This is a genomic window from Pseudorhodobacter sp. E13 (assembly GCF_003991405.1).
Classification (GTDB): Bacteria; Pseudomonadota; Alphaproteobacteria; order Rhodobacterales; family Rhodobacteraceae; genus Pseudorhodobacter.
This window is the reverse complement of record NZ_RPEN01000127.1, coordinates 1-15,610: the sequence shown is the minus strand read 5'-3', so window position 1 is coordinate 15,610 and position 15,610 is coordinate 1. Positions and strand designations below refer to the sequence as shown.

At 54.1% G+C, this 15,610-nt stretch carries 13 protein-coding genes; 9 read left to right on the top strand and 4 right to left on the bottom strand.

Annotation, left to right across the window (positions count from 1 at the left end; all coding sequences use genetic code 11):
* Positions 1 to 104: 104 nt before the first annotated feature.
* Positions 105 to 410, bottom strand: coding sequence for a hypothetical protein (locus tag EGN72_RS01030; RefSeq protein ID WP_233586985.1), 306 nt, complete (start codon positions 408 to 410; stop codon positions 105 to 107).
* 90 nt (positions 411 to 500) lie between these two features.
* Here EGN72_RS01030 and EGN72_RS01025 point away from each other — a divergent pair, with 90 nt between their 5' ends.
* The 4 genes from EGN72_RS01025 (at position 501) to EGN72_RS01010 (ending at position 7,682) form a co-directional block, all read left to right on the top strand.
* Entirely contained in the window at positions 501 to 1,574 is a 1,074-nt protein-coding gene (locus EGN72_RS01025) for a hypothetical protein (protein WP_127044801.1), read from the top strand.
* Positions 1,575 to 1,676: 102 nt separating this feature from the next.
* Complete coding sequence (locus EGN72_RS01020; protein WP_127044800.1) at positions 1,677 to 2,126, top strand: hypothetical protein; 450 nt, start codon at positions 1,677 to 1,679, stop codon at positions 2,124 to 2,126.
* A gap of 160 nt (positions 2,127 to 2,286) precedes the next feature.
* Positions 2,287 to 3,990: a ShlB/FhaC/HecB family hemolysin secretion/activation protein gene (locus EGN72_RS01015; RefSeq protein WP_127044799.1), complete on the top strand. Its 1,704-nt coding sequence runs from the start codon at positions 2,287 to 2,289 to the stop codon at positions 3,988 to 3,990.
* An 11-nt stretch (positions 3,991 to 4,001) separates the two neighbouring features.
* Positions 4,002 to 7,682, top strand: a complete 3,681-nt coding sequence (locus tag EGN72_RS01010; RefSeq protein ID WP_127044798.1) for a filamentous hemagglutinin N-terminal domain-containing protein — start codon at positions 4,002 to 4,004, stop codon at positions 7,680 to 7,682.
* Positions 7,683 to 7,685: 3 nt separating this feature from the next.
* On the opposite strand, the gene EGN72_RS01005 is transcribed toward EGN72_RS01010, so the two are convergent.
* Positions 7,686 to 8,219, bottom strand: coding sequence for an FISUMP domain-containing protein (locus EGN72_RS01005; protein WP_158623104.1), 534 nt, complete (start codon positions 8,217 to 8,219; stop codon positions 7,686 to 7,688).
* 363 nt (positions 8,220 to 8,582) lie between these two features.
* On the bottom strand, positions 8,583 to 9,305 hold the full coding sequence (locus tag EGN72_RS01000) for a vWA domain-containing protein (RefSeq protein WP_127044796.1): 723 nt from the start codon (positions 9,303 to 9,305) through the stop codon (positions 8,583 to 8,585).
* 141 nt (positions 9,306 to 9,446) lie between these two features.
* Between EGN72_RS01000 and EGN72_RS00995 the strand changes: the two genes are divergently transcribed.
* From EGN72_RS00995 to EGN72_RS00985, 3 genes are all read left to right on the top strand, one after another.
* Positions 9,447 to 10,715 (top strand): PP2C family serine/threonine-protein phosphatase, encoded by a 1,269-nt coding sequence (locus EGN72_RS00995; RefSeq protein WP_158623103.1) that lies wholly within the window; start codon positions 9,447 to 9,449, stop codon positions 10,713 to 10,715.
* Positions 10,699 to 11,931: a protein kinase gene (locus EGN72_RS00990; RefSeq protein WP_127044794.1), complete on the top strand. Its 1,233-nt coding sequence runs from the start codon at positions 10,699 to 10,701 to the stop codon at positions 11,929 to 11,931. Before EGN72_RS00995 ends, EGN72_RS00990 begins: the two co-directional genes overlap by 17 nt.
* Before the next feature lie 198 nt (positions 11,932 to 12,129).
* A complete protein-coding gene (locus EGN72_RS00985; protein ID WP_127044793.1) occupies positions 12,130 to 12,570 on the top strand; it encodes a hypothetical protein in 441 nt (146 codons plus the stop codon).
* A 61-nt stretch (positions 12,571 to 12,631) separates the two neighbouring features.
* Here EGN72_RS00985 and EGN72_RS00980 read toward each other — a convergent pair whose 3' ends face one another.
* Complete coding sequence (locus EGN72_RS00980) at positions 12,632 to 13,615, bottom strand: hypothetical protein (RefSeq protein WP_127044792.1); 984 nt, start codon at positions 13,613 to 13,615, stop codon at positions 12,632 to 12,634.
* Positions 13,616 to 13,698: 83 nt separating this feature from the next.
* On the opposite strand from EGN72_RS00980, the gene EGN72_RS00975 reads away from it, so the two are divergent.
* Both EGN72_RS00975 and EGN72_RS00970 read left to right on the top strand, forming a co-directional pair.
* Positions 13,699 to 14,841 carry a caspase family protein gene (locus EGN72_RS00975; RefSeq protein WP_199743678.1) on the top strand — a complete coding sequence of 381 codons (1,143 nt, stop codon included), beginning with the start codon at positions 13,699 to 13,701 and terminating at the stop codon, positions 14,839 to 14,841.
* A 47-nt stretch (positions 14,842 to 14,888) separates the two neighbouring features.
* Positions 14,889 to 15,512: a hypothetical protein gene (locus EGN72_RS00970; protein WP_127044791.1), complete on the top strand. Its 624-nt coding sequence runs from the start codon at positions 14,889 to 14,891 to the stop codon at positions 15,510 to 15,512.
* The last annotated feature ends 98 nt before the right edge of the window (positions 15,513 to 15,610 follow it).

Genomic DNA, 15,610 nt, shown 5'->3' with positions numbered 1-15,610 from the left:
GCACCTGTCCCGAGAATGGAACACCTTTGAAGCCCAAATCATATGTGATTATTGGCAATGAATGGCAACAGAAAACCTCACCGTCAGACAGTCTGCGTCTCCGGTCAAGTTTCCATAAATTTCTCGTAGCTCGCTTCCGCAATTCCATAAAGCGTTTCAAGAATTTCGGCGATGGCATCATCGTCATAGTTCTTGCCAATAAACCCCAGCATCCGGCGCGCACCAGCAACGGATATTCTTCTATCCGGATTTGGGTCTCGGCTTAATCGCCCGTTGCCTTGCATGCTTGTCATGGCTTTGCAGGGATTATCAGCAAAGCCAAACCGCGTTGGTTGGGCTTCATCGAGTTGATACTGTTCTTCCAACGGCTTCGGTTGGCTGTTGTGACAGTACACAATGGCGCACCACATGAAGAGGACACTGCGACATACCGCTTGACTATCGGGATTTTCTTGCGTCCGTTGTGATGTCTATGGGGTGGCCGCAACGTAAGGATGAAGATGGCTCAACTAGACGCACAGTTGGTTCGACTCGCTTTTCAAGCCGTGCGCTTTCCAGACAAGTGGCAAAAGCTGCTTCAACACATCATGGCGGTTACCCCAGCCAAAGCGGCTATCATTACGTTGCGAGACCGGAAGACCTGCCAAATCGTAAACGATGATGCGTTGGAACGTGAGTACCACTCACCTTTGATTCAGGGTTTCCCGCTCGAGGCGGTGACGTACTACTTGGAAGAATTGAGAACGATAGACCCATGGGCTGAAGCGCAAATTGCGCATCACCCGCACCGACCGACCATTATGTCTAGAATTTGTCACCCTGCCAAAGCCAAGGATCGGCGTTTTTTCGATTGGCTCGAAACGGGGGGGCTCCGCGATACGGTCGCTTTCGAATTGGATCGTGTGCCAGGGCACTGGACCGCCATGAACCTCTTTATCGAAAACTATGACTCGGATGAAGGCGTCGCCCTGTTAGAATACTGCAACATCCATTTTGAGCTTTTGAGCGACGCCTGGCGTTCCAGCCAATATGTGATCCGGTGTCAACAGACGGGGCAAGCGGCGCTGAACAGCTTGTCCGACAACGCGGTTCCCGCCTGTATTATTACTCATACAGGAGAAGTTTTTCTTGCGAACGAGGCGTTCGAGGCCCTGAAAGAACGTGGGGCTGTTCGTCGCTCCGGGCCGCTTGCTCGCTTGAGCCTATGTCAAAACATGTCGATTTATGGCACGAGGGCTTCGGAAGTGCCCGACCTCCCCCGACATGACTCCATTGAGCCCGCCATCTCAGCACATGCTTCACCCTTCGAAATCGACCCTATGTACCGGGGCAAGAAGGATTGCTATTGGCTACTGCGTTTTCAGACGTCGACGCTGCCTAACCGAGAAACGGTTGCTTATGATCTGGACCGCTTAACCCCACAAGAGCGACAACTATTTGACGCGATTTCGGCTGGCAACAGCGTTCAAGAAGCTGGGAAATTGATTGGCATCCAAAGATCCCGCGCATTCGATGTCTGGAACCAAGTGAAGGTGAAGCTTGGTATCCGCAACGCCCATGACTTGCGGGGCTAGAGAAAGGACTCACCCGGATTGTTCTGACGGGACGGAATCCCGTCTCTTAGAAAACCGTATAAATTGATGAACTTGGGTGTCCTCAAACAAGAGGATGTACCCATGATTACCTACCAAAGATCACCCGCCAACCTGAAAACATTTTGCTCGCCGGGAAAGCCGTTCATGGCATTCAACGAGTTTGTTGACTTGGTGCAGTGGGAGCGCGACGTTTACTGGGCACCCGACAACGTGAAGGGGTTTGAACAGGACATTGGTCAAGCCTACAACGTCTGGACGCGTCGCTCGGTCAGCGTTTACCACCGTCACATCTTTCCTGACGAGTTGACCGACCCGGTCACGATCGCCTTTGAGGTTCCGCATCTCGATAAGAACGCGACCTTCCCGCTCGTGGTAAAGATCTTTGATGATCACGGGCTGTATTTCGAACATGAACAAGAACTTGCGTTAGAACGTTTGGTCTCGGGACGGTTTATTCTGAGCAGCTGGAAAAAGGTTCCGAAGGTTCGAGAATTTTTGTTGTCGCAAGTCGCGACCCGAAAGGAACCGTGATTTTGGCGCAGCCAAGAGCCCCGGTGAGACCATTCCGCCACAGTTTCGCAGGGTTTCAGGGGCTTGGGGCATAAAACTTGCGCAAGACCGGACTCGAGTCCGTTGACGTGAGGCTCTCCGACAACAGACACCGTGAAGACTGAGTGTTCGGGGAGTCTTCATGAGAGTAGCAAGTTTGACCGTTGCGGTGACCGCTAGTTTGTGGGCGAGCACCGCGTTAACTCAGGGTGTCCCTGCTACCGTTGAACCAGGGCGTATAGAAGACCGCTTTCAGAACCCAGAAACCCCACGGGCGCAGCCGACCGCGCGTCAGGGTTTAGAAAGTACGGTTCCGCCTGCCCAAGCAGCCCAGATACCACTGAGCATCACCGGCTTTCGGATTATCGGAGGATCCGCTTTTAGCCCGGCCGAGATGCAAGCCGTAGTAGAGCCATACGAAGATCGGAACGGCACCTTACTCGACGTGTTTCAAGCGGCTGCCGCTTTGACCGCCTATTATGGCGACAACGGTCTCTTGCTTTCTCGAGTGATTGTTCCGCCCCAAGAATTGGAACCGACGGGCGCAGTCATCACGTTGCAGGTGATCGAAGGCTACGTCGACCGTGTGGATTTGCCCGATAACCTGGGTTCACGAACGCGATTACTCGAACAGCATGCCCAAAACATCGAAGGGTCACGCCCTTTGCACGCTGATCGCCTCGAACGCGAAATGCTGTTGGCCAATGATATTCCGGGACTGTCGGTGCAGTCCAACTTGTCGGCTTCGCCCACCACCCCTGCGGCCAGCACGCTCACCTTAACTGCCCGAGAAACACCGGGTGGCTGGGGCTTGAGGTTAGACAATCGCGGTTCTGACGCCAGCGGGCCACTGCAGTTCACGGTGTCGGGTCAGGCCAACAATGTTCTGGGTTTGAATGAACACTTAAGCGGGGGACTCACGCTGGCAGGTCCTGCCAACAACGGCTCACGCCCAGAACTGGCTTACGTGTTTTTCGGTTATGATCAGGTGCTAAATGCGCATGGGCTACGCTTCTCTTTGGATGCCAACTACAGCAAGGGCGATCCGGACAACGCCGTGCTTTCAGCTTTGGATTATAAGACCAAAGGCCTGAATGTTTCGGCGGCGCTGTCTTATCCCTTCATCCGCACGCGTTCACGTAACCTGACCGGTAGGTTGGCATTTGACCTAAAAAACTCGGAATCAACCAATTTTGCCGGGATCGCGTCCTCTGACAGACTGCGAATTCTGCGGGCCGAGTTGAGTTTTGATAACGCCGATCGGTTCAATGGTACCAATCAGGTGCAACTGGCTTTTCACAAAGGGATTGAAGGGCTGGGATCAACCACAAACACCAATCCCAACGCTTCGCGCACCCCCGGCGAGGTGGATTTCTTCAAGGCCACGCTGAGCCTGTCCCGCACGCAAAATCTTGGCTCAGGCTTCAGCCTGCATGGCTCGGTCTTTGGGCAGTGGACCAACGATCCCCTACTCTCCTCGCAGGAATGCGGTTTTGGCGGTCAGCAATACGGACGCGGCTTTGATAGCTCCGTCATTACCGGCGACACTTGCCTCAAAGCTTCGCTGGAAATGCGCTACAACCTGCCTGCTGGGGATTTTACCCGAGGGTTGCGACTCGATTACACCCAAGTCTACGCCTTCGCCGACGCCGGTCGGATCGGCAACGTCACCCCACCGCTAGGCACTCCATTGTCCGACACTGCATCTTCAGCAGGTCTTGGTATGCGGTTTGGCACTGGCCGGATCGGTTTTGATATTTCAGCGGCAAGACCTCTCAAATCCCCGAGCAGTGTTGCTGTCAATAAGGGTTGGCAGGGCTGGTTCAGCCTGTCGGCACAGTTCTAGGAGGACCCCATATGTATCTAGTTTCACGTCATTCCTTCCTAAGAACCACCACGGCGCTGACTTCTGCCGGGGCACTAGTCCTTGGATTATCGCTACCGACGAACGCGAACCCCAGCGATGGACAGGTCGTGGCTGGAGAGGCCACGATTTCCACCCCAACCCCCTCAACCCTGCTGATCAATCAGCACAGCCAAAACGTTGTCCTGGAATGGGGCAGCTTCAACATCGACGCAGGTGAGACGACCACCTTTGTGCAGCCGAACGTCGATGCATGGGCCCTCAACCGCGTTGTGGGCTCACAAGACCCCAGCGTAATTGCAGGCGCACTGAACGCCAACGGTAACATCGCGATCGTAAATCCCGATGGAATTGTGTTCAGCCGTGGAGCCCGAGTGGATGTAGGTGGATTGGTCGCCACCACAGCGGATATCGACAACAACGCCTTCATGCGCGGCGAGTTGCGCTTTAGCCTGCCCGGTAACCCCACTGCCTCTGTCATTAATGAAGGCACCGTGTCGGTCCGTGATCATGGCCTCGCTGCGTTTGTCGCGCCTGGCGTGCGCAACAGCGGTGTCATCACCGCCCGTTTTGGTACCGTCTCCTTAGCCTCTGGCAATACCTTCGCTCTCGACCTTTACGGTGACGGGCTCGTCAGCTTGGCCATTGGCGATGAGATCACCGAAGACGTCATTGACGTGGCCACCGGCGCAGTGATGGCCGATCTGGTCAAGAACGAAGGCACGATCAGCGCCAATGGCGGCACGGTAGCCTTGACCGCCGCCACAGCCCGAACGGCCGTGAATTCGGTCATCAATAACACCGGCGTGATCGAAGCCAACTCCGTCGGCATGCGCAACGGCAAGATCATTCTCGGCGCACAAACTGCTTCTAGCCGCGCGCCTGCCGCGCCGCGCCAGACTGTGCGTGTGTCGGGTACCTTGTCGGCAGCGGCACCCGCGCGTTCCTTGCGCCCCACTGCGCGTCCGGGCAGCGGCGGCACCATCCAGATCACCGGGGAAGACATCCAGATTACCGGAGCAACCATTGACGCTTCGGGGTCCGAAGGTGGAGGCACCGTGCTGATCGGCGGCGACTATCTCGGTGGCCGTCAGATTGATGAGATGTTCCCGATCGGCGAAGACATCCGTGAAGACTACGACGTTGCTACCGCCACGACCGTTACCGTGGACAACCCGACGACAATCAACGCTTCGGCCACCGAAGACGGCGATGGTGGCAAGGTCATTCTATGGTCAGATCAAGCCACCACGACTAGCGCCAACATTCTGGCCTACGGTGCAGAACACGGAACCGGTGGATTTATTGAGACGTCTTCCGCTGGCGTGTTGAGCCTACCCGAAGGCTACGTGTCGGCCGGTCAAGGCGGCACGTGGTTACTCGATCCAGAGCAACTGTATGTGTCGAACGAAGCAGCCGTGTTTGGGAACACCGAATACGTTGACGCTGCCACAGTCGAAAATGCTCTGAATTCCGGGACAAATGTTACGCTGGTAAGTTCCGGCGCTGATGCTCGCACAGGAATCAACAGCCAAATCAGAAAGACAGCGGGTGGCAATGCGAGGCTTAGTCTCGGTTCGTCCGGCAGTGTTTCGATCAACGCAGATATTATCAGTACCAGCGGTGAACTGGATATTGTGATTCGCACCGCTGACGCGCTGGAACCATTTATAAATGGCTCCCTAACAGGGTTTCGTGATGGTCTGCTTATCGTCTCTGATGCCACTATCGAAACCAATGGCGGTGACTTTGGCTACCGTGGAGCCGCTTTTCAGATGACGAATTCGGTCGTCAGCTCCGGTGCGGAACCAGCCAGCGACACCCGTCCGGGCAACATCAGAACAAACGGCGGAGTGATGTTGTTTGAACTGTCCGCCCTTCCCACTGGCAGCGCCGACGCCTCTGGGACCATTGGCTGCAACGGATATTACCAATTCGACTGTGGGCAAGCATCGCAAGTTTTGGATGCTGGCGCTGGGACGATTGTATTCCGCCAAAACCCGAATGCCACAACGACAAATCCCGACAATTTCCCCAAAATCTATGTGGGCGACTATGGAATAGCGACCACCGGCACCCTAACGCTCGATGGCGTCAATCTGCGCAGTGAACGCAGCACCAACCGTAACAGCGTCTACAATATCGAGTTTGGGGCCCTGTCTTTACGCAACGGTGCCATTATTGACTTCCCGCTCCAGGACGCACTGGGTCTAGAGGCGTTCTATACACCGGTGGCCGTGTCTGGGGTATCCCTCCCCACGGGCACTTACCGCGTCGGCGAACGCATCATTATCCAACTGCCTACGCTCTTCACCTCTCCTAATTCGCCTATCCTGTCTCTGGATGTGTTTGGCCCGTCTGGGGGAAGCTATCAGATCGTCGGCAATGAGCTGGTCATCGACTACAACGGCCCCCCCGGACCGATCAACCTGACGTTCCGCGCGACCACCTTTGCCGGAACCTCTACCAACTTGATGTTGAGTTTGAATATTCAAGAGGCGGTGACGCCACCGCCAGTTGATAACCCACCGACGCTGGTGGGCAGCATTCCAACACTGCCGAACGCAGAGATTGGAGCGGAATACGCGATCACGACGCCCGTGCTGTTCGCCGACGACAACGGCGTCGGTGGGCTGAGGCTCGGAGTGTCGGGTCTCCCCGCTGGTTTGACGGCCACCGACAACCGCAATGGCACCGTGACGATTTCGGGCACCCCGACCACCGCAGGGGCTATCACATTCACCGTGACCGCCACAGATGCGGGCGGCAATGAGGTTAGCACAAATGGTAGATTCACGGTCAATGACATTAGAGTCGTGGTAATAAGGCCCCAAGATGAACCGGGAGTATTTGTATCTCTTGGGTTTAGTTCGGATCAAAGAGAAGAATTTGAAAACATGAACTCGAGTATGTCTCGATTGTGTGAAGAAACAGCAATATGTTGGTCCGATAATGTTGGTATCTTTCGAGGCGCTGCAGTAGGGGGAGCCAATGTACAGTCATTGGCATCTAGCCGAGAATTTTGGGCACAGCAGTTAGCAGGACTAACTATTTCGGGTACGACTGAAGTTTCAACGGTGCTTGCTCTCCTTTTGACCGGTGAAATATACAAGGGTCAACTTAGACTTATCAACAGTGAAATTGCTGACTCAATTGGTCAGTATTTTGCTTCCGAAGTAGGTCAAAAAGCTCTTGAAAATCAACTCAAGGGATCAGTGACTGGTGGTATCATAACTTCAGCATTTGTTGGCTTTGTTGCCGATGTCGTTGCTGACAAGATTGGAGAGCAGTTTGGCATACCGTCTTTTGAATGGTATAGTGCGAAGTCTGGGCTGGCAATTGCTCGGATAGGGATTGCAACCGGCCAAGGCGGACTGATTGGGGCAAATATTGAAGCAGCTTCAATTACTGTTGAAGAGTTTGTGGAACTGGACCGAATCTTTAGGGACTTTGCTAGAGATGGCGGCAGTTCCGGCATGGACCGCCAAATGGAACATACCTTGAAAATTGCAAGCAGAGTAAGCGAAATACTGGCTCAGCCAGGATTGGTCGAAGGCGGAGATCGCGAAGAACTTATCTCTTTCCTGGTAAACGAGGTTCCCGAAGCGATTTCAAACTATAGAGAAATTAACGATAGCTTTCCTGCCTTTGTTATTGGGTTGATTGAGGGATAATGCTCAAAACTTCACGCACTTTGCTGGATGTAGATTGCTGTGTTTTGTGGTGAATTTTTTTGCCTCAAGCACATTATCATCTATCTGAAAAGCTACAGCGTAATTATTTATGCTATCAGAGCTCCAAAATGATAAATTTGCACTACCGAAGAATATTGGACCTTCTTCTCTTAAACTTCCAACTCCACCAACCTGTGGTGAAAAATACAGTGTACTTTTCTTAGATATGTCGACATCAGAGTTTTCACCTGCGTGAAATGGTATAGCTCCGAGGCCTATCTCCAACTTTATAATGTCGCATCTCGATGGAATCCTCCATCCATTTGGACATATACTATTATTATTCTGAATTAATCCCAGTGAGTCCCATGAGTACAAATAGTGGCTCTTCTCTTTGACTCCGTTTTTCCCAGCATAATTACCATACCAGCCCTTATCGGTTGTCGGAATTTCCTTGAGGTTGTCCGCAAACCAGCACTGGTTGCCGATTTCAACCAGGCGGTAAGTATTGCCCTGCTCCGTGGTGATTTCGGTCATTCCATCGCAGCCGGAAACTGAGATCAATTTGTCGGCGCAGTATTCTGGTAGCCCAGGAATATCTTTGCCGAGCACAGGGGATTTGTTGGCTGAGGGCACGGAACTCGCAACTGAAGTATCGGCCTGATCTGCCGCTGACTCAATGTTTGAGCTGGTGCCTTTGGTCGGTGAAAAGGCAAACCAAGCTACGCCCGCGCCCGCAACCAACCCCAAACCCGCCAGCCACAACAGAATAGATCGTTTCATAAAAGAGGAAGAAGTAACGCTTCAATCCTACCACAATGACCGGGTTTCTCGAAAATCAATTTTCAGAACTGCCCCGCCAAACGCTTGGCGGGGCGAAAATATTCATGATACGAAACGTCAATTGCTGGCTTGCAACGTGCTGACCAAGGTTTGGCCGACCACCGCCAGGAAGCCACGCAGTGCCCCTGAATCGGTGCCCACGAGATGGACTTCGCCCCTGCTGCTGATCCGTGCCAGCGTGCCTTGATCCGCATCGTCGCCATAGGCAATGGCGGTGACGTCAGCGATCTCATGCAGGTCCTCGAGGTTCTTGTCGGAGACGGTGGCTTGCCCGTCCGACAGGAAGAGCACCTGCGGTCGCAGCCAGTGCCACCCAGCGACATTTGGTGCCGCCTTGAGGCTCTCGATTTCTGCGATGGTCTTCTTGATCGGACTGTCAAAATTGGTGCCGCCAGCGGCCACCAGATTGAGAGGGGGGACCGCATTGGCTGGCAGCGCGGCACAGTGGACGTAGCTGGAGTTGTTGAAGGGGATGATCGTGACGGAGAACCCATCCTTGTTCGACGCATCGGCCAGCTGCAGAAAGTGACCATCGAGGGCCATGAGCAGTTCCTGCAGCTTGGCCCCAGACATCGAGGTGGAATGGTCCACGCAATAGACGACATGTTGTTTGACATTGCTGGCCACGCCATTCGGCATCTTATGGCGCTTCGTCACTCTCAGGACCGGCAAGTTGGCCAAGGCTTGATCAGTCAGGCCAGCGGGTATGGTCGTATCGATGCTCGGGCCTGTCGCGGCATTGAGCGGCAGTGTGCTGCCGGGGTTGATTGGAAGTGTCATTCAAAATTTCCTTTCTTGGTTGGTGTGAACACTTCCTGATTAGCCAAACAGTCTGGCCCAACTAAGCGACGGACTTCCGCCTCTGCCCCAAAGCGATAATTTGGGAATCTTGGTCTGCACGACACCGAAATGGAGTGTGCCATGACCATACCTCGCAAATACCCCATCAACCCGGCGTTCGCGGCACGATACGCCGAGCGTACAGGGTTTAGTCTCAATGACCCTGATCGACGCGTGCCGATCCGTGGCCACGAACTGGCATTGCAACTAACCAGCCATTCTCCCGGACGCCAAACTAAGGCCGATCTTCTGCTTGCAGCTCGTGACCGCAATGCCGATAAAGTTCGTGCCCGGTCCCTAGCGTGGCTTTCGCCGTTGGCTGGATTGGTGGGATGGCCAGATCGGGCTCTTGCCCATGACCACCATCCGCCCTTGCTGACCATGCCGGAATTGCCCGTCGATCCCGGCTTTTTCCACTGGATCGCCAACCTGTTTGAACCGCTGGCCCAAGTTGACCTGAGCCAGCCCGTATTCACTCTCGCATTAGGGGGAGCTTTGATGATGACGCAAATGGTCGGAATCCGTCAGCGTCAGTTGATCCTAAAGAACATGGCCACTCCTGACGAGCCGCCTCAGCCCGACTTCTTTCCGGAGACTGTCGCGCCTTCCACCCAACCGAAATCACGTTTCGTGTGGGAGAGCGACGCGGCAACCCGTCAAGGGCTGGTGCGCAAGGAGAACCAGGACGCGGTGATGGTTATCCGTTTCACCGAAAGCCGCGTCGTTCTGATTGTTTGTGACGGGGCTGGAGGCATTGAGGGTGGACGCGAGGCGTCCCAGTCGGCCGTCGAGGCGATCGGCACTGAGCTTCGGCAAAACTGGGACAAGACTGGTTCTTTGTCGTTGGAGGACCTTGAACAGGCCATCGAGGCGGCTCGGTTGGTTGCGCACGAAAATCAACTTAGTGGCGTCACCACAGCATTGGTAGTTCTTCTACAGGACGACGAGTTGGTTTTTGCCACCTTGGGGGATGGAGCCGTTTCCGTTGTTTGGCCCGATGGGATGATCGGCCAAGTGCAGGTTCCGCATCACACCGCAGGCCAGCCCAGCAATATCATCAACGCCTATATCGGAGATGACTGCGATGTCTCCCCGCGCGTCGGAACCCTGAAACTTGAGCCGGGAGTCATCGTGATGGCAATGACGGACGGTGCCAGTGATCTTTTCCCCTTTGAAGATTTCGCCCTCAACCGGGAGAAGTTTGCCTCTCTCGCAGGGTTGCCCGGCCATCTGTTGCAGTCACTGGAAGAAGCGCGCGACCCGGACACGGGCGGATACTTGCATAGTGACAATCTGACCCTCGCCATGGCGCGGCTTCTTTCGGGAGGCGAAGATGGCAAAAACCATTGAGGTTGGCGGCGTCGCTACTGTCATTAAGCAGGCGAACTTCGGTCAAGGCGGCCAAGGTCAAGTGCATCTGGTCCACCTGAAAAGTGACCCGGACAAGAAGATGGCGCTCAAGGAACTGCGCGGCAGTACCCGTGCCCTAGCACGAACCAAATACCTCTGTCAGCGCAACCTAAGTGCGTTGTCCCCTGCCTTCGCCGGTCCGATCGTCTGTGAAGACGTCGGCAACGGGAGGATTCTCCATCTTGCGCCGTTCGCGGAGGGGGGCGACCTCGACGACTATCCACCGCGTGCCTTGCCGCAGAACTTGGAGATCTGCCTGGAATTCGTCAGTTTGATTCAGCTCTTGGAAGAAAACGGCATCGTTCACGGAGATCTCGGTACGGGAAACATCAGGATTGCCCCCGACGGCACCGTTACCTTAATCGACTTCGACGGGTATTTAGCCGATGATCCGACCATCCCGCCGCCCGACACGATTGGGCAGTTTCCGATGCTGGCACCTGAACAACGCGACGGCACTCACGAGCAACCAACCCGAGAAAGCGGCTATTTTGCGATGGCCGTGTTCATGAGCACAGTCGCAACCGGTCGCTACCCGACTGAAGGACTAGCCGACGAACCGACCGACGTAGTTCACTATATGAGCCAAGGGCACTGGCCTGAACACGACCGAATTTCTGACGTCGACGACCTGCCGATCGCCGCGCTTGGACAAGAGCTGGTCGACCTGTTTGACTTGGCTTTCAGCCTTAACCCTCAGGCACGCCCAAGTCCGGACGTCTGGCGTCGCGCCCTGGTGCGAGCGCTACAAAATTGCTGGGTTCATGATTGTGGACAGTGCTTCGTCGCCGCTTCTTCGATGCAAGCCTGCCCAGGCTGTGGCGCTCAAATTACCATCCCCGGCACCAGAGGCCAGTTGAAAATCCAGTTGCTACCGACCGGTCCGCGCTATGGGCTCGAACTCAAGGACCGGGTTGCCATTGTCTTGGGACGCTCCACCATCCCCGGCTTGCCGCCCACGGTATCGAGCCGCCATCTCGAAATCCTGCCTTTCGGCGGAAAATTTTTACTGCGACATGTTGGAAGGAATCCAACTCTGATCCGACAGCGTGGACAATGGTACCGGCTCCAAGAAAGTTGGCTCGACGCCGATGACCTAAACAGTGGCATCGATTTGCAGCTGGCCGACCTGATGCTGAGCCTGATCAGCGGCTAATCGCTGCAATGCGACTTGATCAAATTCCTTCACAAACTACTGATTTTATGATAAAATATTCTGAAGCGGATTGGGAATGACTTCCACTTGGAACGTCTGAGCATCGCTTCAACTGCTCTTTGATTAACCGTCTCCCCGTTCCGGACACCTGAGCATGCGCTTGTGCGTGTTCAGATGATGCCGGAACAGGAGACTACCATGGCAAACGAAACCAAAAACTGGGTCCTCGTCAGCGCCCACATTCCGTCCAAATTCGATGTCCTCGATTTCGACAGGGGCCAAGGCCTCACCAACCCGATCCGCTCCGACTGGGAGCATCGGGTTTACGAAGTTGCCGAATTCGGCAGCTTCGAAGGGGTCGAGATCACGGAAGACGATCGTTTCATCGCTCAAGTGTGTGGGGCTTCTCTGGAAGAGATCGACGAATGGCCGCACGAAACCGGTATGATCGGGGACATTCGTTCCTGGGCCGATGAGTACCACCTTGTTGCCATCAATGGCGACTACGTCACCCTTCCGGTCGAAGACCGCCACTTCCGCGCCTACGTGCCGCAACAGTTCGGCCTTGAGCCGTTCCCTGTGTGGGACCCTGCGCTGGACGTGAAGGATGACCTGACCGCCCAAGTCTTTGGCAAATGAGCCACACCTTCATCGAGCAGCCTCGCGCTCCGCCAGTTTATCTGGCGGAGCGCTTTCTTGATCACTTCAGTTCGTATTCATAGACGCCAAGCCGGATAGTATTCTGATTTTGCTGGCACAGTTCACCAACGCGTGTCGCGAAAAACCTGAGCTCATCAGCCCCCCAGCGGTCAACCGAAGGATCCAAAGAAAACCTTTCCACAAAGTCCCAGTCAGACGGGAAAGCCAACGCAACAAAGCAAAAGCGGCCTTTGATATCAAAGAACTCGAACGGCTCTTCGTCATCTTGGATCGTTAAGCTCGTCGTAGAACCGTCGACAGACCGAATTGGAAAGGCTTGGTGCCGATCGCCGGTTTCTTCGTCCAACAGGGCGTCCGCCGCGATCTCAAACACGAAAAGCTGTTCGTTTTGTGCCCGCACATTTCTTACCTGTAGCACGTACTGCTCCCCAACCCGGTGTTCTGGCGCTTGGGAGCTGGCCTTAAGGTTTCGGTTGCGAGAACTCGCTGGCCCTCCAAGTCGCGGTGCCGTCGGATCTACGACACGAAGGTCCAATGCAGACTGGCTCGGCAAAGCCGCCAGCACCTTAAACAACGTGAATGGTGGGACGTGCTCCAGAGGCAGTTGCAAGCCCAGCCGTGCCACGCGTTCAAGAAACGCCTCGAACGACATCCGCACTAACTCTTCCGCTGGAAAGGCACGAGCCCAAGCTTCGCCGTGCGTACGGCACAAGCCGTCGTGAACAAACTGGGCTTCACGGGGATGAAAGCTGGCGCGGCCCATGCGTAGCCGTTCCCAACGACCAGACCCATAGGTCTCACCCTTTTCAGTTTTGCGGGGTGCTCGATTTTTCTGTTGGATCGGTGGCTCTTCAACGTAGAGTAGCCGCGCGATCGCCTTTTTATTGGTCTCATCAAAGTAGCCGCCACAACCGCCAACATAGTCGATGATTTTCCCGCCGTCTGGGTTGCGCCCTAGGCACTCACCTTCGCGCTCTGCCCGCTCGATCTCCGCCCGGTCAAGCTTTTCAATTTTGTCGTACATCGCAATCTCCTTTCAAGCTTTGCCTAGGCATCCTGCCGCACCGACGTATGACCGTCCTGAGACGGGAATCCGTCCCAAACTAAGTGACTATTTCAGCGCATCTTTTCGTCCTTCTCGAAGGTGCGGGCACTGCTGATAAGCAGGCCGAAAGCGCGACGCTCTCGGACGCAGAATCTGTCTTTACACATCCGACGCAAGCAAAGAAGATACGAAAAAAGGTGACTTCTGTGAAACGTGCCCTCCTGATTGGAATTGATCATTATTTGCAAGTGCCTCTCACTGGGTGTGAGAAAGACGCACAATCCGTCGCGGCATTGTTATCAAGGAACGGTAGAGACAGTCGAAGCCGCCCCAAGAATTTCGATGTGGACACACTTCTTTCTGAGCGCGATGGCGTGATTACCAGACGGGTGTTGTTGGACGCCGTGAAATCTCTTTTCAAGGATCCCGCTGAGGTCGCTTTGCTTTACTTTGCTGGGCACGGTGTTTTTGATTTCGCCACGGAGAATGCTGTCCTAGTCGCCCAAGATGGCGAAGACATGCATTCAGGAATATCACTGGCCGAAATATCGGCATTGGCATCGAAAGCCGCAAGACAGATCAAGTCAATCGTGCTCATCCTTGATTGCTGTCAATCGGGTTCCGCTGCGGAGTTACCCGCAACGGGTTTATCTCTTTTAAGTACCGGCCTAACCATTCTAACCTCTGCAGATCGCCATCAAGAAGCAAGCGCCACGAAGAAGGGAGGCGTTTTTACGGGACTTCTTATGAACGCGCTTGAAGGAGCGGCAGCCGACGTCAGGGGCCAAATAACGCCAGCGGCTGTCTACAGTCACATAGATCAATCACTGGGCGCGTGGCATCAGCGGCCAATATATAAGGCAAATGTCCGCGAGTTCGTCATCTTGCGTGAAGTTAAACCGCGTGTGGACGACGAAATTCTTGAGAAATTAGTGGAGTGGTTTCCGAATGAAGACCACAAGCTCTCACTCGATCCATCCTTTGAACCCGATGTTAAACCTGGAACAGAGGACGAATATCCGCCTGAGGTGCGATCACGCAATCAAATGATTTTCGAAGCCCTTCAAATCTGTAATCGTTCCGGACTTGTAGAGCCTGTAGGTGAAAAACACATGTACTATGCTGCTATGAATAGCCAAAGCTGCAGGCTGACATTCCTTGGCAAGCACTACAGGCGTGTTGCTGCAGAACGATTTAGTTCTTAGTGGCAAATTATTTTTTTTGAACGAAGCACACAGTAGGTACCATTACGATGATTGAAGTAATCGAAACCGATCGAATTGCTGGTCTTCAACGTGCGGTAGCTCCAGCTGCTTTGTTCACGAGGCTCATAAGTAGTTCGTTTGTCGCTGGTCTACCTATCTCATTGCTGTACGCGTCGTATTTGGATGTCGTAGACATAAGTCTGCTCTGGAATACCTTAAGTGTTGGCGAGAGTGTAACGCTTGCTACGTTTTTGATGCTGAGTTACATTGGCGTGTGGCGTGCTGCGTATGGTGCGCACAGACATGAACGCTTCGCAATCATTGGATTTATTTTTGCTTACTTTGCAGCATCTTTAGGTGTCTTGTATTTTCTAGGTAACCAGATTGCCATCGTTTTGATAGCCTCAAGTAGTTCAATCTTCCTTCTATCTTTGTTTCTATTTTCGTGCCTGCTTCAGCTTTCTTTGGTTTTTGTTTTCATAAGATCTGTTCGTGCAATCCTATCTCATACTCGAGCTGAACTCGATCTATCATCTAATGCTCCCAGTGGAACTGGCTCAGAGAACATCCATTGGATCGAGATTTTTGGAGCTCCTGCCGTGATTCGGCGCGCGAAGGGGATGGGACCAATCACTCTCTACGCAATGAGTAGTGTTGTCCTAGTGTTCTGAGTCTGACGCTTGTTACCGATTTCCGCGAATTTCATCGAGTTTGTCCAGCGCGCGGCGTTCGCGGGTAAGGATGTCTTGCGCCGACTTTGTCCAGACGA

What these genes read in the sequence shown, in the direction of transcription:
- EGN72_RS01030 (WP_233586985.1), bottom strand. Translation starts at nt 410, where the DNA reads ATGTGGTGCGCCATTGTGTACTGTCACAACAGCCAACCGAAGCCGTTG.
- EGN72_RS01025 (WP_127044801.1), top strand. Translation starts at nt 501, where the DNA reads ATGGCTCAACTAGACGCACAGTTGGTTCGACTCGCTTTTCAAGCCGTG.
- EGN72_RS01020 (WP_127044800.1), top strand. Translation starts at nt 1,677, where the DNA reads ATGATTACCTACCAAAGATCACCCGCCAACCTGAAAACATTTTGCTCG.
- EGN72_RS01015 (WP_127044799.1), top strand. Translation starts at nt 2,287, where the DNA reads ATGAGAGTAGCAAGTTTGACCGTTGCGGTGACCGCTAGTTTGTGGGCG.
- EGN72_RS01010 (WP_127044798.1), top strand. Translation starts at nt 4,002, where the DNA reads ATGTATCTAGTTTCACGTCATTCCTTCCTAAGAACCACCACGGCGCTG.
- EGN72_RS01005 (WP_158623104.1), bottom strand. Translation starts at nt 8,219, where the DNA reads ATGACCGAAATCACCACGGAGCAGGGCAATACTTACCGCCTGGTTGAA.
- EGN72_RS01000 (WP_127044796.1), bottom strand. Translation starts at nt 9,305, where the DNA reads ATGACACTTCCAATCAACCCCGGCAGCACACTGCCGCTCAATGCCGCG.
- EGN72_RS00995 (WP_158623103.1), top strand. Translation starts at nt 9,447, where the DNA reads ATGACCATACCTCGCAAATACCCCATCAACCCGGCGTTCGCGGCACGA.
- EGN72_RS00990 (WP_127044794.1), top strand. Translation starts at nt 10,699, where the DNA reads ATGGCAAAAACCATTGAGGTTGGCGGCGTCGCTACTGTCATTAAGCAG.
- EGN72_RS00985 (WP_127044793.1), top strand. Translation starts at nt 12,130, where the DNA reads ATGGCAAACGAAACCAAAAACTGGGTCCTCGTCAGCGCCCACATTCCG.
- EGN72_RS00980 (WP_127044792.1), bottom strand. Translation starts at nt 13,615, where the DNA reads ATGTACGACAAAATTGAAAAGCTTGACCGGGCGGAGATCGAGCGGGCA.
- EGN72_RS00970 (WP_127044791.1), top strand. Translation starts at nt 14,889, where the DNA reads ATGATTGAAGTAATCGAAACCGATCGAATTGCTGGTCTTCAACGTGCG.